Below are 22,384 nucleotides of genomic sequence, written 5' to 3'. Positions count from 1 at the left end.
CTTAGTTTTTTAACACGGGCAATGAAAACTGAAATGCCACTTTTGTAACAGGACTATCACTCCATTCAGAATGGTCTATGATATTATGGACAGACAATTTTCCTTCATGTTTCTTAAAACATGAATCCACATAACTAAGTCCTAATCCAAAATCCAAAGTACCATATACATCAAAAACATTTTTGGATAAACGATAGAATGGTTCAAAAATTAAATTTTCAAATTGTAGCGGAACACCATACGTTCCATCAGCATTAGGTATAGGTTGGTTATAAATTACACATTTAAACCAATTGTATTCAACATTCGTTACAATTGTTATGTTGGTATCTGCTCGCGAAAATTTACAGGCATTCGTAATAATTTCTTTAAAAGAATTTTGTAGAGAAAATTTGTTATAAGAAATTTTATATTTTGTGAGGTTCGGCTTGAGATCTCCCATCAAAATCTGCTGGTTTTTTAAAGCCAATATTGGTTTTAATTCTTCAACCCATAAAAGTAATTGTTTATAAAGTTCAGCACAAGTAATCTCTTCAAACTGCATAGGACTAGATACCATTAAATCGATATCAGAAAACATCTTTAGCGCCTTCTCTGCCATACCCGTATTAATTTGAATTAACTCCATTAAGTCTGATTCTATTTTATAATGATCGCCTTCTTTCACCGTTGTGTCGGATACTAATTTTAGAAGCGTAACCAAAGCGCCAAATCCTGCACCTTGACAAAAACTGTTTTTCAAACTTTCGAATAAATTTTGATTGAGCCGATTGAATTCACCTCCAGCCATTTTTTCTTTCCACTGGATCCATTCTAAATGGCCTTCCAAACGAAGTTGACGTTCTCTCTTTGAAATTGTTTCCGTTCGTTTCATTTCATAAAATTCAAATGCTCTCTTTAACTTTATGGAAAGCTCGTGTTCTTCCAGAGGTTTCACAAGATAATCAAAAATTCCCAATTTCATTACGTTGACAATCAACTTAGGATTACTATGAGAAGTGAACATAAATATAACAGGTTCAATTTCTTCTGATTTTAATTCCTGAATTAACTCAGCACCATTCAATCCAGGCATTTCATAATCAGTGATCACGACAGGAAAGGGATTTTCTAAATAGAATCCTAAGGCTTGTTTTCCGTCAGTGGCAAGAGTTACCTTGTAACCCAATGCAGACAAACTGTCCTTTAAATAGGTTGCCGACACCAATTCATCTTCAGCCAATAGAATTCTTTTTTCGTACACCTAAATATCCCAAACTTTTGTAGTAACCATCTTACAAATCATGTTTATTTTAGTGATTCCATGGTCAACAGATACGAATCGAAGGGACTATCCGGCACAATTTAAAATTCAACAAGTTTCTTTCGGCCATTCTCTAGAATAATTCTAATTCAATCTAAGTTTTTTTCTGCGAAAATATTTAACTGTTTCGTTATAAACAATCATAACTGCAGTTCCATGAAATGCAAAAAGATATACGTGCAAAGGAATTGGTGCAAAATAATAAACAGAACTTAGATCTGTATAAAAGAATATCCCACATAAAAAGAAGGAAAATAAAATTCCAACCCAAATGATTCGATTAGAAAAGAGGTCTATTTGAAATATGGATTCCGTTCTGGATCGTTTACAAAGAACATTGGCAATTTGAACTGTGATCGTTGGAAAAAAGAATGCAGTTAAAGATTGAAGGTATAATGGACTTGCATTCGCCATATTCAAACCTTTAGGCGAAAGAGGCAAAATGCCATTACACTCTGTATAAACAAAATAGAAATACGTCGCAAAACATGATAAAAACAAAATCATTCCTTCTACGAGATAAGACCTAAGAATAAATCGAATCGAAATCAACTTTTCATTTCGATTCCTAGGCGGCCGGTACATAATCCCTTTTTCTGGTGGTTCTGCTCCAAGCCCCATTGCTGGAATCAAATCGGTTCCCACGTCAACAGCAAGAACACCCATCACAGTCATAAGGAGTGGAAATCCAGGAATCAATGCCCAGAGTAAAAATGGAATGAGCTCTTGAGGATTTGAGTTCAAAACGTACGATGAAAACTTTCTGATGTTATCAAACACACCTCTTCCTTCTTCGATGGCATCGGCTATCGTTGCAAAATCATCATCAACAATAATCATTCTTGCTGCCTCTTTTGCTACCTCGGTTCCTCTTTTTCCCATCGCAATTCCAATGTCAGCTTTTTTCAGGGCGGGGCCATCGTTGACACCGTCTCCAGTGACAGCCACAATTTCACCTAACTCTTGCAACATTGTCACAATCCTTAGTTTCTGTGATGGCGAAACTCGAGCAAATATAGGCTCTCCTTTGCGGATCCACTCTTTTAATGCAACGTCATTCATTTTATCTAATTGCGCACCAGTGATCACAACGGGTGACTCCCCTCCAATCCCGATGGATTTACCTACCGATTCAGCAGTTAATGGATGGTCACCAGTGATCATCAGAATTCGAATTCCTGCAGTATGACATTTAGAAATCGCATCAGGCACTTTGGGACGAATTGGATCTGCAAGACAACAATGTCCCAAATACACCATAGAGGATTCAACTGAATCTAAAATAGAAGGAGAAAGATTATCATCTAACAATTTATAAGCGAATGAAAGTACTCTATAACCTTGGCCTGCAGAAAAATCAGAAGCATTCTTTAATTTTAACCTTTTGTCCTCATCCAAAGGAACCACTGAACCATTTTCATAAACGTGAGTGCAAACAGATAATATTTCAACCGGGCCTCCTTTTGCATACGCAGTCGTAAAGTTGTCTCCTTGAATTACTACGCTCATTCTTTTTCTCACTGACTCGAAGGCATTTGTATGAATTCTTTTTCCATTTACATTTGTGATTCGACCTTGAGATAAATATAACAATGCAAGCTCTGTTGGATCACCCATAGGCTTAGGATCTAAAACTGCATTATTGCAATGATAACCACAACTTAGAAATATTTGATTCCCTTCTTTTGTCTCTAATTCTTGCGGTGTGTATGATTTTGAATCAAAATAAACTTCGATCACTCGCATTTGGTTTTGAGTTAAGGTACCTGTTTTATCGGAACAAATCACAGTTGTACAACCCAAGGTTTCTACACTAGATAAGTCTTTGAGAATGGCATTTTTTTTGGCCATCCTAGAAACACCTAACGCAAGAGAAAGTGTGACTGTCGGAAGTAAACCTTCAGGAACATTGGCCACAAAAATTCCTATAAAAAAAATAAATGCCTGAACAAAACTAAGTCCAGCGACCATATACCCTAAAAAGAGAAATAAAATTCCTATGACAAAGGCAAACAGCGAAATAGAGATTACTGTTTGTTTTAGTTGTTTTTGTAAAGGGCTCTCTTCTCTTTTGATTTTTGAAGTGATGCCTTCAATCTGTCCGATCTCAGTCGATTGTCCTGTACCAAAAACAATTGCCTTTGATTTCCCTTTAATCAAGGAACTACCAGCAAAAAGTATATTTGGCATTTCCAACCAAAGAAACTTTCCTTCCAAAACAATTTCGCTATCTGATTTATAACGCCTTGCAGAAGTAGATTCACCTGTTAAAGATGAATTATCAACTTCAACATCTTCTGATTCGATGATACGACAATCTGCAGGAACAATGTCTCCTTCAGATAGAACAATCAAATCACCAGGAACAATTTCATCGGCTGGGACTGTAGTGGTTTCTCCATCTCTTACCACAGGACATTCTTGGGCCAATAACTTACGTAAGGCTTCTACTGCATGATCCGATTTAGATTCTTGAAAAAATGAAAAAATTCCATTAATGACAACAACTATAAAAATAGCGACACCCAATTCAGGCATGTCCACACCAGGCACAAAACAAAGAGCTGTCGCAACCCAAAGTAGAATCGCAAATAAACTAAAAAAACTTTTAAAAAATTTCCAAATGATCGGTGCTGATTTTTCGTTTTCTATTGCATTTTTTCCGAATGTTTTTAATCGATTTTTTGCTTCTGAATGGCTAAGACCATTTTGCAAATTTGTCTGTAGCTCAAATTCAATTTGCGATTGGTTTAGGTTTTTGTAACTAGGCTTCATCTCGGATTCGCCACGTTGAACAACCGATAACACCTTTGACTCTGTATCACAATTTAATAGTTCATCAAAAATCTGTGGCAAAAGTGAAGAAAGGCCATGTAACAATCTTAGGTGAAGCGAAGGTTGCGTTTCCGGAATCATTTGAAATAGAACCAAATGGACTAAACGCTCGCCTAAATGAATTCCTTTCGGGATTAAAAACAAAAAAACTTCAGGCGTTTTAATATGAATGGAGCGGAAATGAGGGATTAGAATATGTGGGCCGAGGCTACCGAACAAACTGTCCGGCATAGTCCCCAACCGATTTTGTAAATCTTCCTTTATTGGATCGTTTTCGACTTTCCTTAATAACTCTTGGCTTATATCGTCCCAAGTATTTGCCTTTGGAAGAATGTGAATCGAATTTACATTTAGATATTCGAGAAGCATACTCCAATCAAATAAACCCTAAATGGAGATTCTATCAAAATATAAAATCCTCTAATAAATTATCAACTTATTGAAAAATTTCCTTGTTTGCCTTTGGATAACGAGACTGAATCCCATCCCACCAAACATCCGTACTAAATGCGCCTGATTCAGAAATTTGCCACTTCCCATTGACTCTTTTGAATAATGCTTCTACATGACAACAATCGTAAGGTATATCTTCCGATAAGGAAATTTCTTTACCATCCTTCCTTTTGGCCGTCCCACGGAACCAAGCATAATCACCAGAAATTTTAAAATGTTCTACAACAAAAACAAACTCTTGTTTGAATTCATTGGACAGATTTGCTCGTAATAAATCTAATAAATAGGTTCGTTCTTTTTCATTTGATTTTGTTTTAGTTTTATAATCGAGCATGGGAGTGTCAGCAAATACCCCCAATGTTAGAAATAGAATCATTCCTATTGAATAAAATATTCGTTTCAAATGTATTTACTCCTATTACCTTACTTTTGCATTTTGAATCATTTTAAAAAATAATGAAGGATATACTGTTTGTAAAAACAATCCAAATTTTTCTTTAATACCTGCTATGACAACTTCACGCTGTTTATTTGCAACTGCATGTAAAATCCTATGGGCACATAACTGAACAGGCAAACCAGCTGCAATTACGGAGTCCATTGTGCCTGTCGAAGATCCGTCACCTTTGAGTGCATTCTTTGAAATATTTGTTTGAATAAAACCAGGGTATACCATTGTCACAAAAATTCCAGACTTCTCTTCCTCCGAACGTAAAGAATGAAAAAAACCAACTAACGCGAATTTGGAGGCAGAATAAGCAGATCGAAGTGGACTACCAATTTTCCCAGCAACACTTGAAATGACGGCAAAATGAACATCTTTTTTCCCCAATATTTCCGGGATCATTGCGCGTGTCATTTCCGCGGCCCCATAAAAATTGGTCTTCATAATCTTTTCTAAAGTAATTAAATTTGTTTCTTTCGTCAAAGACCTTTGACTGATCCCACCATTATGAATTACTACTTTTGGTATCCCATACTTTTGCAAACAACGTTTGGCAAAACCTGCGGTAGATTTATAATCTTCTAAATCTAATTTTTCGACAGCATAACGACCTTTTTCTAAATGAAGTTCTTTTGCCAAAGCTTCTAGGTCCTTCGTTTTACGAGAAGCAAGGAGAACCTTTGCTTTTTGTTGGTAGGCTTGGGAAACTAATTCTTTTCCAATTCCAGAAGAAGCTCCCGTAATCCAAACCCATTCATCTCGGTAAAATTCGCTCATATGCTCCCTCTTGTATCCCTGTTCTTTTTTCCTAAAATTTCCATCGGATACGGATTTCCCACAACTTGTTTTTCGAAGCCATTGGGATTTCGAACGGAAGAAATATTTCTAAACATATGTCTATTTTCTTGTCCGTACAACCAGAACGGACTCTTACAAATTGAATTGACAGGGGGAAAATGATATGTACCAGTAAAAGAGTCAGTCAATAAATTGCATTCATGCCAGGTGTCCATTTTCTAAAACCTGTCCCTGATAGAAGGATCTTATGACAGTTCGTTCTCAGTTCATTTCACGTGCCTTTTTCATAACGATATTATTTGCATTTGCCTTCCAATGCAAGATGCCTGAATTGAATAATCCAGGTGATCCGCTTTCTGAAGAGTTTGCGAAACAGTCAGTTTTTGCTGAATTTGTTAGATATTTCCTACAGGAGAAAGCTTTACCAGATGCATTAGCAGTCATCCTGGTAAAGAGTTCGGTCCCTTATGAAACTGGTCTTAGAGTCTATCGGGTGGATAATGAAAGAGGGGTAATTGATGATTATGTTAGTGATGTGCGAACTGCTACAACTGCAGCCTTCCCTGGGTGTACTCCCTATAGAATAGGAGTGCCTCCTCATTCGCGTGATATCATTACGTTCACTGGATCTTTAAGCGAACGAGTTGTGGTTCATCGCTACGGAACAGACCGAACTCTTAACTTACTCCAAGACCAACCTGGAATTGGGAATCCGCGTGTGATGGGATTCAGCGAAGATGGAATGACAATGTATCACACAAATACAGCCGCAAACCCCGGAACAATCACTAGGTGGAATCGAGACCCCGTATCAGGATTTTTAGCACCTAATAATGTAGGAAGTTATCCATATGCAGTCGGTTGTAGCCCAGTCGCTGTCAAATTAAGCGATAGTGATGGAATCATTTTTTCTGCAACATCCACACTTCCTCCTATTGGTATAAACATACTCAAAAAAACTGGACCCGATAGTTTAACTTTGGTAGGAGGAGCACCGTTTACAACGCCTGACAATCCATCCGGTCATGAAAACTTATGTATCATTGAATCAAAACGGTTGTTATATTCAACATCTGCCAATGCTACTAGTCCTATTTATGGATACAGATATGATAGTTCTGGATTTTTATCAATTTTGCCAAATTCTCCTTTTTCACCGGACTCTTCTTATTCAAACCACGTACCTGTTGCAAATTCTACTACTAGTTTTGCGATTGATCCTACCGGGAACTATGCTGCATTTCTTTATGCAACTGGAGCAACATATAACATACGATTATTGATAGTGGACAACACAACAGGAAGTTTGTTACAAACAAATCAAAAATTTACAGTGGGGAATGGACCAAAGTCATTACAGTGGGACAAAAGTGGAAAATTTATCTACTTCGTATCCGACACAGGTGGCACAACAAATAATTACCAAATAGAATACTTCAAGTTTTCTGACGGAATGTTAAGTAAGGGTGAAAATTCACCAATTACTATTAGTGCCATTACAAATGGATATGCACCTCAAGTCATTAGCCCAATTCAAAAATATTACCATTAAATATTATTTGTTTTTACAGTGACACCTTTGCGTTATGCAATTCTTTTAGGAATCACATTATACGGAATCCTTCTATTTGCATTTGCAGGTGTTCCCGATGCTGATATATTTTATCATTTTGCAGTCGCCAAACTCTATTTAAAGGAAGGATTTGTTTCCAGACTACCTTGGCCAGAAATTGGCATCCAATCCAAAGAATTTACAGATTATCATTTCCTATTCCACCTAACACAAATTCCGTTTCTCCTTTTACCAATCGAAGAAACGGTTGCAATCAAACTCTTTATTTTAATTTCAATTGGGAACTTATTATACCAAGTAACAAAATACCTTAAATCAGAATCGCCGAACCTTCCCCCCTACCTTATTGTTATTTTTTTTATTCTAGGTTCGGTTTTGTTCACGGGCCGAATGTTGTTCGGGAGAGGAAATTTACTATTTTTTACTCTTTATTTTTTAATATTAAGAATTTGGAATATTAAACATCTAAAATGGATTTTTTTTCTATCATTTTTATCCGTTTGGTCTTATAGCGGATTTCCTTTTTTGTTTTTTACTGGCTTGTGTATGCTTATCTTAGAAAACAGCAGAGAACAAAGAAAAATATTTTTGACCTCTGTTTTGGGAATGGTTTTTGGTTTAGTCATCCACCCTTCTTTTCCCTTTCAATTCAAAGGATATTTCATTGAACTTGTGATCCAATCTTTTCCACCACCTGGTGTGGAAGCAATTGCGGAATGGTTACCTCCAACGAGAGATATCCTTATTTTAGGTTTTTTACCTATATTACCTTTATTGTTACTGGTTTTTAGGGAAAAAATAAATAACACATTCCAACCAAAAAGTTTAGTATTTTTATTTATCGGAATCCTTAGTTTGATTTTTGCGGGATCTTCCATGAGGGTTTTTGAAATGAGTTGGCTCATGTTCTTTATATTCATTTTTTTGAATATAAAAATTCCGAATAAATTCCAAATCCTCATAGGGATAACAATTTTTGTAATCCAATTCCCAATCGCTTATGGCAAGATGGGCCAGCAGTTTCGATCTTCCGAAACCAAATATGGTTATATTGTAACTGAATGGATTCGGTTCAATATCCCAAAAGGAGAAAAAATTTTCCTATCTTGGGCAGACTTTCCGTATTTTACTTTCAGAATACCCGAATACAGATTTTTATTCGGGCTCAACCCTTTGTATGCCTGGTCTTACAACCAAGACCAATACTTTACACAAAAAGCTTTTTTTGAAGGGAATGTCCAAGGTTTCCAACATATACCTAAGGTTATGAACTATAACACCGTTGTGATCAATAAACATTATTATAGTTTCTCTAGTTCCGAATTCAAAAAGTTATCAAAAGATTATCGTTTAGTTTTTGAAAATGAAAAATATGATATCTTCGTTAAGATAATTCCAACAACCACGAGTAAAAATGACAGTAGCATACCGACTAGATAAATAACTCCTCCCGTAGAAGGCAAAATGGGAGTCTCGGTATTTTTCAAATCATCTTTTAAGATAAATTCTCTTCCAGTATCATCTAACAAAAGCTCAACGTTATTTGCTACTCTTCCTTTAAAAAAGGAATGTGTTTCGAATTGCTTACTATTAGTCTCAAAACTATTTGGAATCTGATTCAAAAAAAGATTCAGCGCTTTAATTGTCTGGCCATCTTTGGGAGGCAATAGTTCTGATTCTTGTATCAGAATCGATGGAATCTTGTTACGTAAACTTTCCATAAAAGAATCTTCGCCAAACCCTTTTTCTTTACTCATCACAACCATAGCAGAAAGGAAAGGGGTCACTAATTCTATATGCTCCAGTTGTTTTCGATTGATCCTAATGATTTTTGTTCTGTAACCTGCATTGTTTAGATGCATTTGTAAAAAGTTGCTGGTTTTCAGAAAGTCTCTGTATCCGTAATCAAAGTTTGAATTAAACAAATCAGAATGAATGAGTCCGATAGGTTTCATTTGTTTTTGAATTTTGTCGGGTAGGATTTTTACAATCGTAAATGGTGATTCCACGGCAACAGTTTGTATACGATCCTTATGCAGATCCAAATAATTATGGTATTCTGGTGTAAACCCTACTAGATGAGTCACTCCAGAACGAAGTAAAAAATCTAAATAATATCCAGAGTCTTTCCCTTTATGTTGGAGAGATTTGAGAGAATCTCTCCAATCCACATCAGTTCCCCAACGAAAACAATGTCCAAAACCAAATTCCTGCCAATGAAACACTAGAGTGGAATAATATGAAGACTCAACTGTCAAACCAAGATTGTTCCGAATACCAGCATTGTATAAAAGTGGTAACCAAAAATGAGGAGTCCCAAACATTAACTTCGATTTAACTATTTCCGGTTGGACTAATGCCTCTTTGGGTAGGGACTTCAATCTTTCTGTTAATCTACTATATAACTGCAGTTCTTCTGTAGTCCTTGCCTCGCTCCAAAGTGGAGAAGAGTATTTTTGATATTTTGTCGGATCAAAGTTCAAGAACAAAACAAACTGAACGATGACTACGAAATAAACCAAAGGAAATAATGGAAGTTTTCCTGTTTTTTTACCAGAAATAGAACGAATGCCCAAAGGAAACAGGATCGAAAAAGCAATAAAGAAACAATCAAAGGCTCGGTAATTGTGGATTTTAAAATTTGGAAGGATGTAACCTAAAGAATAATCCAATGACAACCAAAAGAAAACGAGTGTTATCGTAGTGATCAACTTACTTCGAGGAGAATTATGAAATTTTCTAAAATTAAATAAAAAAAGAAACAATGCAACAATAGACAACCATCTACCTGAATTGATAAATGCCACAAGATATGCCAATGTTAAATTTTCACCATTTGTTGAAGCTAACAATGCTACATCATAAACATCCTTACCTAAAATAGAAAGTAATGGAGGATAAGCAAAACCATAAAAGACACCGCTCGTGTATTCTGAGAATCTAAGATAATTATAAATTACAGGTAGGGTTAAAGAAAAAACAATCAATCCAACTATACAAAACTGTTTTACATTCTTTATGACAAAATGCCGATATTCAAAAAAATATAAGGCCAAAATCAAAGAGTAAAAAATGGAACTGAGTAAATGCGAATAAAAAATAATAGACGTTAATCCAGAGAAAAGAACCAAATCTATAGACTTTAAACTTTTTCGATAGTTATCCAATGACACTAGGCTAAAAAAAATCAATGAATGAGAAAAACTAGAAATCACTGTCCCTTCAACAATACCGACCAAACTTGTCCCCTGTAACCCTTCTCCCGCATAACTAAAGTAAAACAAAACGCCAGAAAATCCCAATAGAACACGGATGTATCTCGGATAAAGAGACCATAAAAAATGTTTTCCAAACAAATAAATGGAATAGAATAAACTTATAATTGTTAGAAATATCGATATTGAAAAAGCAGATTCGATACTGATCGAAAAGATAAAATGAATTTGATAAACTAAAAAATAATAGAATGGAGGATAAAAATAAAAGATAGGAAATCCACCGAACCAAACATCAGACCAACCAGTGGCAGTACCAGACTGAATTTGTTTCGCAAATTCTTTAGCTAAAACAATATGGCCTGGAGTATCCCAGCCACTCAAAGTTTCTCCAGTAAACAAATACCAAAATTTTATCGGAAGTGAAAGTAATATGAAAAGGCCGAGTCCATATGCCAAATATTTGGCCCATACAACTCGGCGAAAGGAAAGTCGATCCATTACAAAAAAATAATGGATCTGATTTGTTTGGCAATCTTATATTCCTCTTTCTCCAATTCGAAAGTTTGGACACTCTATACGGTAATGATTTCTTTTTCCATCAGCACTGAGATACATTCCTTCGTGAACTAAGCGGTATTCACCGGATTTGGTTTCAGCACTTGTTTCCCAAAGTAATTCTAAACTTTCTTCATTTTTACCCCAAAGACCCTTTTTTTGATAAATAAATTTTGTATCAAAATCTGCGTCGGAACGAATCCGCTTCCAAGTTGCACCATCAAGAGTCTCAACCCAAAGATAGGAAAAAACTTTTGGATACCCAACATTGGGATGTGCAGAGGCCACTCGACAAGAGATCACACCACCTTTTTGATACGTCTCTGCGTTAGGTTGGATGATATTTTGAGGTTTATTTGAAACCACATCAGCAGAAGGAATTTTTAAAGGATGAACTCGATCAGATAAATCCAATGGCATAAGTGTCGTAGCAGGTGCTGGAATACCACTTTTCAATTCCAATGACATTTTATGAAACTCTTGTCTTAGAGCATTTAAACTTTGAGGTCCATGTAAGGTATGACCACCTTCATAGTTTTGTGTAGAATATTCTTCCGGTGTTGTGATGTATCCTGAAAAATCGTTTGTCAATCCAGACAATACAATTTCTGAAGCACCTTCTTTTAATACAGACTGAACTTCTTTTTTTAATCTTCGACTCGACATTGTTGTGACTTCATGTGGCAAAACCAAAATCGTTAAATTTCCAACTGTTGCAAGTCCATAAGGCAAAATTTGCGGAAGACTTGGAATGGGTTTTGTCTCTCCCATAGGAAATAGAACAGCTTTCGGATTTTGACATTCCCTCAATTCTTGAGAAGGAGACTGCAACATAAACCTTGCAATCCAATCAATATAAAATCTACGATTTTGGTTTGTCATACCTTCGTGGAACAACCAATGCCCTCCTCCTTCTTCAGTAGAACCAGCAGCAAATGAATATCCATAGGCAGAAGGACATGTGATTTCTGCTTTACCAGTCCCAGAAAATTCGCTACTGACAGGGTGTTTACTCATATCAATAAACCGTTGCGTGAATGAAATGCCACCTGACAATCGTTTGCCTTCTGATTTCAAAATCTCTTGGCTTGCTAAAAATTGTCTTTTGCCTATGATAAAACTACTGTCATACATGTCCTTTCCTGGACCGGTGTTATCTAAATTAAGATTGGGTGAAACATCACCTTCGTTTGCTTGAGCAAAAATCGCAACAAAATCGTTTAAACCTTGTTTTTTGGCTTCTGACTCTGCCAGTAAGGATGCAATCCCTTTGTTATCTGAAGAAATAAGACGATTGTCAAAAGTAATATTGGTTGGATGTACACCATACCAATTTACAAATCCAATTGGAACTCCAGATATAGATACTGTTAGTTGGAGCATTTCCCGATCAATATTATCCGAGAAAGTTTTTCTTTCCAATTCCGGGTTGGCTAGATAGGCAGAAAGGCTCCGGTTAACACCCGCTTCCTTCACCATAGCTTTGCCGACGATCAATTCTGCAGGTTTTAATTTTTGATAAGCTTCTTTAATTGATTCAAAAATTCCATCTCTAAGAACCGCATAAGATTCTGAATAAAATTCTTTTGAATAAAAAGAAACTTCAGAATAGTGAAAATGTCCCGCTGGACCACTGTGTGTATGTGATGCATTGATTAACACATTACCATAGTTAAACGAAGGATCTAATTCCAACTGAAGCCTTTTGACAACATCTCTTTGGATTTCAAAAGGAATTCCTCCTACCTCAGCAGTCACATAAGCTAACAGTTTTTTGGAACTTTGGTCTCGAATGACTAGGGAACGAGCATACTGCCTCGTGTGAATCCCAAGCCCAGTTTGGTCTTCTCTCGCATAACCCCAAAACATAACACCAACAGACGGTCCTGTGATGTCTTTTTTTGCCATCGCGGCTGAATAGACTGGTTTCTCTTCGGAATGGAGAGAAAGTGTGAAACAAAAGAGAACAATAAGTGAAATTCGAAAGTGCATCTTTCAGATTGTAATTGTTTCACCTGAAATGTCAATCCCGAACAATTGTCGACTAATTCTAAATTCAGATCATACGGGAAGGTCTCATTTCTCAAAAAACCTGGCATTTTGATTCAAAAAAAGGCAAAAGGAAACCAAAAGGGAAAGGTAAGTCACTGAAGAAAGTAAGGACGTATCCAAAGAAATTCGAGAACCTGGAAAATACCGAACTTTAAAGGATTTACCTTTGTATACTTTACTCCAAACAAAATTAGGAAGATTTCGCATTTTGGCTTTTTTGGAAGGCCTTTCATTTCTCACAATTCTCTTTGTGACCATGCCTCTCAAGTATCTGTATCAAAATCCAGAACCGAATAAGATCGTTGGTCTTGTCCACGGATTATTATTCCTTTTGTATTTGGTGGAACTGTTCCAAGTCAAAGTGGAATTAGGTTGGAAACTGAAAAAAACTTTTTTAGCTGCCCTGGCCTCCGTTCTTCCATTTGGAACCTTTGTCGCTGAACGTTATTTATATTTGAAAGATGATTCGAAAGAGGATACGTAATTTTTGTCACGACCAAATTGTAAAAAAGAATGAGTACAAGCCTATTGATTTCCTATTGACAAGTTAATAAATTTCTTTGGTATGTGGTTATCGACTAACAAGAGAAAAACCATATGAAAAAGATCCACCTAACTCCACTATTTATGTCCATTCTAATTCTAGCCCAATGTATCTTACTGCCAGGCGAAGACAAAAAATCAGGTATGGAATCTGTTTTGTTAGGTTTAGGTGGAGGTTCTTCAGGGAATTCAGCAAACTTAAAACCCGGTGCAGCGATTGATTTGAATCAAAACGGAGTCTCCGATGGAATTCTCACTGATTCGAATGGAGATGGAGTATCAGACGGGATTACTTTGAATGGAAATGATTTCCCTTCGATGATCTTGCTTGATACAAATGGTGACGGGGTACCTGATGCCATTGACCAAAATGGTGATGGCATTGCCGACTATTATATTTCTGTCAACGACTTAGGGATCATTACAGTCACAACAGGTCCAAACGGCTCTGGCACTACAGTGGTATTAGTTGATGCGAATAAAGATGGGGTACCGGATGGATTTGATACAGATGGAGATGGAACAGCAAATGATACAACGATTGGTCAAGTATTAACAGATAATGTTTCGCCAACATTAAATTTGTCTCCGAGTTCCGCCACCTCCTCCTCCAATATTAACATCAATATCCAGTGCCAAGATTCTATCGCTCCAGGTTCTATTCTTTATACGATCGATGGAAGTACTCCTTCTTTTTCACCTAAGGTTGGTACAACGGTAAATCCTCCAAGTAAATCGATTACTTTTTCCGGTGATGGAAATTATACATTAAAAGCATTATGTAGAGACCTTGCAGGGAACGTATCAACAGTCACTACAGGAACTTATACAATTGATTCAGCAGCTCCTTCAATTTCTGTATCGCTTTCAGCAAATTATATTAGTAATTCAGCAGGAGCCATCGCCAACTCAACTGCTACTTGGACTTCTAATAAAACCGGAACTTACAGTATTAGAGAAGGCTCATCCTCTTGTAACAATGGAACGGAAGTTGACAATGGATCTGCAACCGCTAGTGTAAATAAAACTTTCACAAGAAACGCAGGGTCTCATTTCACTTCAGAAGGAAATAAAGAATATAGAATTTGTGTCACTGCTTTAGGACTCACTGGGTCTCAAACATTTCAGATCACTCGAGATGATACAGCACCGGTCGTCACACCTACTCCTGGTCAGGGAGATTTTTCCACGACGACATCTGTTACTTTCGCTTGTTCTGATACTGGCGGATCTGGTTGTACAAAAATGGCGTATGCATTGCAATCAGGTTCTGCACCTACAAATCCAGTGATCAACGGATCCACAGGAAATATCACATCCGGAACAGAATACACAGCAGCCGTTTCACTTTCCGACGCAAATTCAAATTACCTAAAGTACATTGCAAGGGATTCTGCAGGAAATGTAAGTGCCGTTACCACCGGACTGTATAGAGTCGATACAACTGTTGCCAACATTACAATCAACGCCCATCCTACTTACATAGATGGAACGGAAACGGTTTCAATATCTTGGCAAAGTTCCAAAGCAGGAACTTACCAATTGCGTTTAGGTGGCTCAAGTTGTTCTACAGGAACGGCATTGTCGAACGGATCTGGAAATCTCAATATAACTGGAAGTGTTTCTGCAGGCGGTCCAGACACCACATCCACCATTACAAATGGTCTCTTTTCTGTCGGATCAAATACAATTCGAATCTGCGTTGCAAACCTAGTTTCTAATTATGGATCCAATTCTCTTTCACTTACCAAGGATACAACAGCACCAAACGTTAGTATCACTTCTCCTACAACTAGTGGACCACATACCAGTGGAACCACCGTTACCTTAAGTTGCAGTGATACTGGCGGAACAGGCTGCAAAAAAACTGCATACTCAACTTCAGGAACCGACCCATCTTTTAGTGGTGGATCGACCTGCACAATTTCTAGTGGCACAGAATATTCAACAGCTGCTACTTTACCAAACGGAAGTTATACGATAAAAGCAAGAAGTTGTGACCAAGCTGGAAATATATCAACTGTTTCCAGCTTGGCTGTGTCAGTAGGACCACCATCCGCACCAACCATCTCGTCTGCCACCGTAGGCAACACTCAAATCTCCATTGCATTTTCGACAATTGCGGGAGCCACTAGTTACAAAGTCTATTATGGAACTTCGTCTGGGGTTACGACAAGTAATGCCTCGGTTTCCGGCACATCCTCTCCTATTGTTGTGACTGGACTTACCAACGATACAGTATATTACTTTCGTTTGGCGGCAATCCATGCCGGCGGAGAAAGTTCTCTCAGTACCGAAGTAAATAAAACACCAACGAATTTACCAATTGTACATTATTGTGTCTTACAATGGCCAAATGGTCTCATCGCAAATGCTGGTGGAACCACTGACATCGTTTATGGTAGAGTTTACCACACAGGAATCTCTGACGTAGCGGGAGCTGATAACAGGGTTGCGGCAAGTGCGGGTTATGGCCCAAATAATACAAACCCGATCACCCACCCTCATTTATGGGTGTTTACACCCGCAGCTTTTAACCTTCAGATTGGTAACGACGATGAGTATTTCACTACCCTGACTGCACCGTCAACACCAGGTACATATCGATTTGTTTTTCGGTTTTCCATCGCTGGCATCACTTCAACCACCTACTGTGATTTAGATGGAAACGGTTCCAATTCCGGTCTTTCCTTTTCAGATGCCCAAATGGGAACTTTGACAGTCAATTAAACTTCTAGACATTTACCAAAACCCTGGAGAGTTCCTTGCGGATTCCTCTGGGGATTTTTCTATAGGACCATGAAAGCCTTCCGTCTCCTTTTTCTTTTGGTTATTTTTAACATTAGTTTGAATGCCCAAACAACAAAGGTGGCAAAAAAACAATACCCTAGCAAAAAGGAAGTCCTTCCCGAAATTGAAAAATCTGTTATAGAGCCAAAAGACCAATACCAGATTCGACTCATCATGGAAAATGATGCCTTCGGTGCCTTTTCTGACCGTTATTATACCAATGGTTCTCGATTAGAATTTCATATGACTGCCGGGGAATCCAATCCTACCAGAAGAATATTAGGATACTGGAATGATCTATTTGTTACCCCATCTCAAACTACAAAACATCTACAAGGATTTGCATTAGGACAGGAGTTTTATACACCAACTAATATTACGAAGGCGGATGTTTCCTATGGAGACAGGCCATATTCAAGCCGTGCCTACTTTAGTAATTCTTTAACAACCGCAACAGAAGACACAAGTATCACAACAGAACTTGAAGTGGGAATGATTGGACCATCTGTAGGTGGCAAGTCAGCCCAAATGAATTTTCATAACTTAATTGGTTCGCCAACACCGCAAGGTTGGGATACACAAATTCCAAACTCATATTCAGGTGCATTGCGAACTGATGTAAGAAAATTTCATCATCGTTTTTTTGGCACACAATACAATTTGAATCTTGGGAATATCCAAACAGATGCCTCATTTGGACTGATCTTTCGATTTGGAAATGTTGATAAAACACCTGGCCCTGGAAGTTCGGCCTTACAACCCGGTCCTCCCATTCTCCATGAAGATGGGAAAGGATATTGGTATTTTTATATTAATCCCGGAGGAACATTTCAATTTTATAATGCGACCATCCAAGGTCAAATGGGAACAGACAAAACTTACAAAGCACAAAATAGACAATCAGCGTTTAGCAATTGGGATAACTATTTAAATAATCCAACTCCAGAAACTGGTGAAAGAGAAATTCTGTATAGAGCCCTTGCAGAAGATAATGGTAGAAACTCATTACAAAGATATATTTTGTTTAACGAATTTTTAGTAAAAGGGACAACAAATCCCTATGATATTGGACTCAATTATCTAATTTTTAATAATATTTTCAATGGTGCAGAAGATATAGAAAGAGGGATGAGATTATTTTTGCTAAAAAATCTTTCAGACCAATGGGACCAAATACCAGATAACGCTCGTGCTCTGGCTATTTATTCCATCTTTAGACCGGACGGAGGAAAATTACCACCTATCATTAGGCTGTATTCCTATGAAATTTTATCACAATTCATTTTGGATCCAAAACAAAGGGAAGTCTTATTGCAACTGTTACGTGAAGAAATTGAATATAGAGATGATAAAACCTATGTAGCTGATTTAAAACGGGCTGTTGGTTTTGTCCGTGCTGGATTTGTTTCCGTATCCAATGCTGGTTTTTTATTTGGAATTCATTACAACTACCAAACGATCGATTTCCAATCTGGAAAAGGATTGCCCCAACAGCACCAATGGCTGGGATTTCAATTAGGAAAAGTATTTTAATTTTTTGTAATTAGAATCACTATCAAAGAAATTTGAACCAGTGTCAAAATTTTGGTCGCCAATACAGGTGTCTTTCGCTGACACTATGCGATCATGAACAATCACAATTTAGGTGGACGACTCTGGTTTGTACTCATTCTATTCGGTCTCGTTGGACAGATCGCTTGGTCCGTTGAGAATATGTACTTTAATCTTTTTATTTATAATACCATCGCAAAAAATACGGCTTCCGTCACTTTGATGGTCCAACTAAGTGGAATTGTTGCTACCTTCACAACCTTAATCGCCGGAATCTTAACCGATAAAGCAGGGAATCGAAAGTATTTTATCTCTTTTGGTTATCTTCTTTGGGGTTTACTCACACTTTCCTTTGCATTCATCTCAAAAGAAAATACTGCCGAATGGTTTCATCTATCAGACACAAACCAAATAATTAGTCTTACCATTGCAATTGTGATTACTTTAGATTGTATCATGACTGCATTTGGTTCTACTGCCAACGACGCAGCCTTCAATGCCTACGTTACCGATAATACGGAAAATGCAAGGAGTCTTGCAGAAGGGGTTCTATCAGCAATGCCACTGCTTGCAATGTTGATTGTTGCTGGTGGTTTTGGAATCATCGTGAATGCACTTGGTTATCCCGGACTCTTTGTTGCAGTCGGAACCATGATGTCGGTTTCCGGACTGATTGGAATTTGGATAATCAAAGACAACCCAGATCTTAAAAAACAAAACACAAATTTTTTATCTGACCTTGCGTACGGATTTAAATTAGATGTAATCAAACAGAATCAAAGTTTGTATTTATATTTTTTAGCGATGGGAATCTACGGAATTGCAAGTCAAGTTTATATGCCTTACCTTATTATCTATATGCAAGAGTATTTAAAATTTGATGCCATCCAATATTCTATCGTTCTTGCTGGAGTGATTCTTGGAGCAAGTATCATCACAGTTTTACTTGGAAAACAATTCGATGGAAAAAATAAAAACAAATTACTGATATACTTTTCGATTATTTATATTTTGGGAATGCTTTCTTTATATACAATGTCAAAAACCATTGATCTGAACTTAAAAACAGAAGTTATGTGGTTAACTGGAATAACAAGTCTCATTTTAATCACAGGATTTGTTCAGGTTTTGGCTCTTTTGGGAGCACAAATTCGAGATTACACACCCCAGGAAAATACAGGGAAATTGCAAGGGATTCGAATGATATTCTTTGTCTTAATTCCAATGTATATTGGTCCAATGATTGGACAAACAATCAACGAGAGAACTAATCTTACCTACATTGATCCTTTCAATGGTGCCACAGCACATGTACCTGCTCCAGAAATCTTTTTAGTTGGTGCTATTTTTTGTTTGTTAATCTTCATTCCGCTCTCTTTACTTTTTAAAGGTAACCTTTCAAAATGAAAAAAATTTCTCATACAGAATACCCCCGCCCACAACTTGAACGAGATAGTTATATTAATTTAAACGGTGAATGGGATCTAACGCATATTAAATCAGACCATAAATCTAAAATCGATTATAAAATCAATGTCCCCTTTTCTCCTGAGTCTATCGCAAGTGGTATCGGGAGTTTTATTCTGCAACCTGATGAAGAGCTAGTATATAAAAAACAGTTTGAGATTCCTTCTGATTTTATCCACGATATCACATTACTTCACTTTGGTGCTGTCGATTATTCATGTATATGTTTTATTAATGGGAAAGAAGTAGGATCGCACAAAGGTGGATTTTTACCATTCCAATTTGATATTAGCAACTGGATTCAAGTTGGTAAAAATCAAATCCAACTCATGGTCAAAGATCCAACAGACTTTGGACCACAAGCACGTGGAAAACAAAAACTTAAACGTGGTGGAATCTGGTATACACCTCAATCAGGGATTTGGCAAACCGTTTGGCTAGAAAGTGTCTCCAAAGACTATATAAAAGACATTAAGATCACACCAAACATTGATACAAAGACTGTCGAAATCATTGTAACAACAGATAGCAATGATGTGACCATTCAAATTATTGATGGAAATAAGATCATTGGGGAATCGTCATTAAAAACTGCCAATATCGAAATTCCCAATATGGAACTTTGGGCACCAGAAAATCCAAAACTTTATGACGTTTTAATTAAATCATCTAGTGATACAGTAAAATCATATTTTGGAATGAGAAAATTTTCAATCGGCTTTGATGGTAAGTTCAAAAGATTATTTTTAAACAATAAACCATATTTCCATAATGGACTTTTAGACCAGGGGTATTGGTCGGAAGGACTATTGACGCCACCTAACGATGAAGCGATGGAAAAAGAAATCAAACTGATGAAAGAAATGGGTTTTAATATGTTAAGAAAACATATTAAAATTGAGCCATTACGTTGGTATTACCATTGTGATCGATTGGGAGTTCTTGTTTGGCAGGATTTTGTTTGTGGTGGTGGTGCGTATGAAACTTGGAAAGTAGCATACTTGCCTTTTATTGGTTGGAAAACTAAAGACACAAAATACAAATTTCTAAATAGAACCGATGAAGCAGGAAGAACAGAATTCATATCCGAAATCGACAAAACTGTAAATTTATTAAAAAATACAGTCAGTTTATCTGTTTGGGTTTTGTTCAATGAAGGTTGGGGACAATTTGATAGCATACAACTCACTGAGAAATTAAAAAAACTAGACGATACAAGAACTATCGACAGTGTCAGTGGTTGGTATGATCAAGGCCAAGAAAGTAGTGAACTAAAAAGTTTACACTTATACTACCAAAAGTTAAAAGTCCCGAAAAAAGAAAAAAGAGTCATAGTGCTTAGTGAATTTGGTGGATACTCATTAAAAACGGAAGGCCATGTATTCGATGAAAATAAACTTTTCGGATATAAAATCTTACCTGATAAACAAAGTTTGGAAACAGAATATAAAAACTTAATTGAATCCGAACTAATCCCTTTGATCGACCAAGGGTTAAGTGCTTCAATTTATACCCAAGTAAGCGATGTCGAAGAAGAAATAAACGGAATCGTCACATACGATAGAAAAGTGGTTAAATTTGATATTGATTTCATGAAAAACTTAAATGCAAAACTCATCTACAAATAGGACATTTCAGTGAATATTTTGTTTGGTCATCCTCTTTTAACTTTTTTCTTTATTAGTTTGATAGTATTTCTAATCTACTATTTTTGGGAAGTGGTAGAAACACCAGTTCTCAGATTCAGTGAATCCGATTTTTCGTTAGGTGTTATTGACCAATCACCTCACCTAACAAAAAAGTATTACCCGACAATCTGGTGTTTTAACCAACACTTAATGTTACTTCTTCTAATGTTTCGAGAATATCGAACAAAAAAATTTGATTACGATCGATTGGAACAATTAAAAATGAAAGACGGGGGGATCACCGGTCTTGCTTGGTCAGGTTTAACTAATAATACGAAAAATGATACAAATCCGATCATCGTAGTTTTTCATACGATTAGCGGCGATGAACAAGACGTAAAATCCACTGTAAAATACTTACGGGAACGTTATAATTGGATTGTAGTAGTCTGCATTCGCAGAGGCCATGGGAACCTACCTCTCAAAACACCAAAAATTAACACAATGGGCTCCACCTCCGACCTAAAAGAACAACTAGCTCATATCCAAAAAAAATATCCAAACAAACAAATGTTCGGTGTTGGAATTTCCGCTGGATCTGGTTTACTCGCTCGTTATTTAGGTGAAGCTGGTGCAAAAAGCCAATTCAAAGCTGCTGTAGCGGTCTCTCCTGCCTATGATATAGAAAAAGCTTTTCATCGAGTTCATCCTGTTTATAGCAAAATAATGGGTCAAAGATTGATTAACTATTTTTTGAAAACACATTATGAAAGTTTATCAAAACTAAAAGGAATTGATGAATTATTAAAAATCAAAACCATCGGCGAGTTTCAAGACAAGTTGCATACCGTTTCAGGATTCAAAAATAAGGAAAAATACTATTACCACTCCAACCCGGTGTTAGTTGCAAAAAATATAAAAACTCCTTTACTTGTCCTAAACTCGGCAGACGATCCCATTTGTGTGAATCAAAACGTTTTGGAAAACTTACATTGGTTAGAAACTCTTCCCAATACAATTCATTTACATACCAAACGTGGGAGTCATATTGCATATTTCCAAGGACTCAAAGCAAATTCTTGGTCGGATATGGTCATTGGTGAATACTTTGCAGCAGTTCTGAAGGCTGACACCCCAAAACAAAAAACAACAAAGAAAAAGAAACGAACTTAA

The 22,384-nt window shown here is 36.8% G+C and carries 14 protein-coding genes; 8 read left to right on the top strand and 6 right to left on the bottom strand.

What is annotated here, in order from left to right; all coding sequences use genetic code 11:
- Nucleotide 1: 1 nt before the first annotated feature.
- The 4 genes from EHR01_RS07040 to EHR01_RS07025 form a co-directional block, all read right to left on the bottom strand.
- Nucleotides 2–1,243, bottom strand: a complete 1,242-nt coding sequence (locus EHR01_RS07040; protein WP_135693995.1) for a response regulator — start codon at nucleotides 1,241–1,243, stop codon at nucleotides 2–4.
- 144 nt (nucleotides 1,244–1,387) lie between these two features.
- The gene (locus tag EHR01_RS07035; protein WP_135693994.1) at nucleotides 1,388–4,507 is read right to left on the bottom strand and encodes an HAD-IC family P-type ATPase; all 3,120 of its coding nucleotides are present in this window, start codon (nucleotides 4,505–4,507) and stop codon (nucleotides 1,388–1,390) included.
- 67 nt (nucleotides 4,508–4,574) lie between these two features.
- The gene (locus EHR01_RS07030) at nucleotides 4,575–4,994 is read right to left on the bottom strand and encodes a hypothetical protein (RefSeq protein WP_135693993.1); all 420 of its coding nucleotides are present in this window, start codon (nucleotides 4,992–4,994) and stop codon (nucleotides 4,575–4,577) included.
- 15 nt (nucleotides 4,995–5,009) lie between these two features.
- Nucleotides 5,010–5,813: an SDR family NAD(P)-dependent oxidoreductase gene (locus tag EHR01_RS07025; protein WP_135693992.1), complete on the bottom strand. Its 804-nt coding sequence runs from the start codon at nucleotides 5,811–5,813 to the stop codon at nucleotides 5,010–5,012.
- Between the two features lie 268 nt (nucleotides 5,814–6,081).
- On the opposite strand from EHR01_RS07025, the gene EHR01_RS07020 reads away from it, so the two are divergent.
- On the top strand, nucleotides 6,082–7,386 hold the full coding sequence (locus EHR01_RS07020; protein WP_135693991.1) for a lactonase family protein: 1,305 nt from the start codon (nucleotides 6,082–6,084) through the stop codon (nucleotides 7,384–7,386).
- A gap of 18 nt (nucleotides 7,387–7,404) precedes the next feature.
- Nucleotides 7,405–8,847 carry a hypothetical protein gene (locus EHR01_RS07015; protein ID WP_167482938.1) on the top strand — a complete coding sequence of 481 codons (1,443 nt, stop codon included), beginning with the start codon at nucleotides 7,405–7,407 and terminating at the stop codon, nucleotides 8,845–8,847.
- Here EHR01_RS07015 and EHR01_RS07010 read toward each other — a convergent pair.
- Nucleotides 8,751–11,006 (bottom strand): hypothetical protein, encoded by a 2,256-nt coding sequence (locus EHR01_RS07010; RefSeq protein ID WP_244310011.1) that lies wholly within the window; start codon nucleotides 11,004–11,006, stop codon nucleotides 8,751–8,753. The genes EHR01_RS07015 and EHR01_RS07010 overlap by 97 nt on opposite strands.
- 153 nt (nucleotides 11,007–11,159) lie before the next feature.
- Nucleotides 11,160–13,172 carry a neutral/alkaline non-lysosomal ceramidase N-terminal domain-containing protein gene (locus EHR01_RS07005; RefSeq protein WP_135693988.1) on the bottom strand — a complete coding sequence of 671 codons (2,013 nt, stop codon included), beginning with the start codon at nucleotides 13,170–13,172 and terminating at the stop codon, nucleotides 11,160–11,162.
- A gap of 226 nt (nucleotides 13,173–13,398) precedes the next feature.
- Here EHR01_RS07005 and EHR01_RS07000 point away from each other — a divergent pair, with 226 nt between their 5' ends.
- The 6 genes from EHR01_RS07000 (at nucleotide 13,399) to EHR01_RS06975 (ending at nucleotide 22,384) form a co-directional block, all read left to right on the top strand.
- Entirely contained in the window at nucleotides 13,399–13,716 is a 318-nt protein-coding gene (locus EHR01_RS07000) for a DUF3817 domain-containing protein (RefSeq protein WP_135693987.1), read from the top strand.
- 113 nt (nucleotides 13,717–13,829) lie between these two features.
- The gene (locus tag EHR01_RS06995) at nucleotides 13,830–16,505 is read left to right on the top strand and encodes a beta strand repeat-containing protein (protein ID WP_135693986.1); all 2,676 of its coding nucleotides are present in this window, start codon (nucleotides 13,830–13,832) and stop codon (nucleotides 16,503–16,505) included.
- A gap of 69 nt (nucleotides 16,506–16,574) precedes the next feature.
- Complete coding sequence (locus EHR01_RS06990) at nucleotides 16,575–18,098, top strand: lipid A deacylase LpxR family protein (RefSeq protein WP_135693985.1); 1,524 nt, start codon at nucleotides 16,575–16,577, stop codon at nucleotides 18,096–18,098.
- A gap of 93 nt (nucleotides 18,099–18,191) precedes the next feature.
- Nucleotides 18,192–19,523, top strand: coding sequence for an MFS transporter (locus EHR01_RS06985; RefSeq protein ID WP_135693984.1), 1,332 nt, complete (start codon nucleotides 18,192–18,194; stop codon nucleotides 19,521–19,523).
- Entirely contained in the window at nucleotides 19,520–21,211 is a 1,692-nt protein-coding gene (locus tag EHR01_RS06980) for a glycoside hydrolase family 2 protein (RefSeq protein WP_135693983.1), read from the top strand. The genes EHR01_RS06985 and EHR01_RS06980 overlap by 4 nt, the downstream gene beginning before the upstream one ends.
- A gap of 210 nt (nucleotides 21,212–21,421) precedes the next feature.
- Nucleotides 21,422–22,384, top strand: a complete 963-nt coding sequence (locus tag EHR01_RS06975; RefSeq protein WP_269155475.1) for a YheT family hydrolase — start codon at nucleotides 21,422–21,424, stop codon at nucleotides 22,382–22,384.

Origin of the sequence: Leptospira mtsangambouensis (assembly GCF_004770475.1) — a bacterium.
Classification (GTDB): Bacteria; Spirochaetota; Leptospiria; order Leptospirales; family Leptospiraceae; genus Leptospira_A; species Leptospira_A mtsangambouensis.
The sequence above is the reverse complement of the archived record's forward strand: the minus strand, read 5'-3'. Positions and strand labels throughout refer to the sequence as shown.

Coding starts and splice junctions, on each gene's coding strand:
- EHR01_RS07020 (WP_135693991.1), top strand. CDS start 6,082: ATGACAGTTCGTTCTCAGTTCATTTCACGTGCCTTTTTCATAACGATA.
- EHR01_RS07005 (WP_135693988.1), bottom strand. CDS start 13,172: ATGCACTTTCGAATTTCACTTATTGTTCTCTTTTGTTTCACACTTTCT.
- EHR01_RS06990 (WP_135693985.1), top strand. CDS start 16,575: ATGAAAGCCTTCCGTCTCCTTTTTCTTTTGGTTATTTTTAACATTAGT.
- EHR01_RS06995 (WP_135693986.1), top strand. CDS start 13,830: ATGAAAAAGATCCACCTAACTCCACTATTTATGTCCATTCTAATTCTA.
- EHR01_RS06980 (WP_135693983.1), top strand. CDS start 19,520: ATGAAAAAAATTTCTCATACAGAATACCCCCGCCCACAACTTGAACGA.
- EHR01_RS06985 (WP_135693984.1), top strand. CDS start 18,192: ATGAACAATCACAATTTAGGTGGACGACTCTGGTTTGTACTCATTCTA.
- EHR01_RS07035 (WP_135693994.1), bottom strand. CDS start 4,507: ATGCTTCTCGAATATCTAAATGTAAATTCGATTCACATTCTTCCAAAG.
- EHR01_RS06975 (WP_269155475.1), top strand. CDS start 21,422: ATGTTACTTCTTCTAATGTTTCGAGAATATCGAACAAAAAAATTTGAT.
- EHR01_RS07025 (WP_135693992.1), bottom strand. CDS start 5,813: ATGAGCGAATTTTACCGAGATGAATGGGTTTGGATTACGGGAGCTTCT.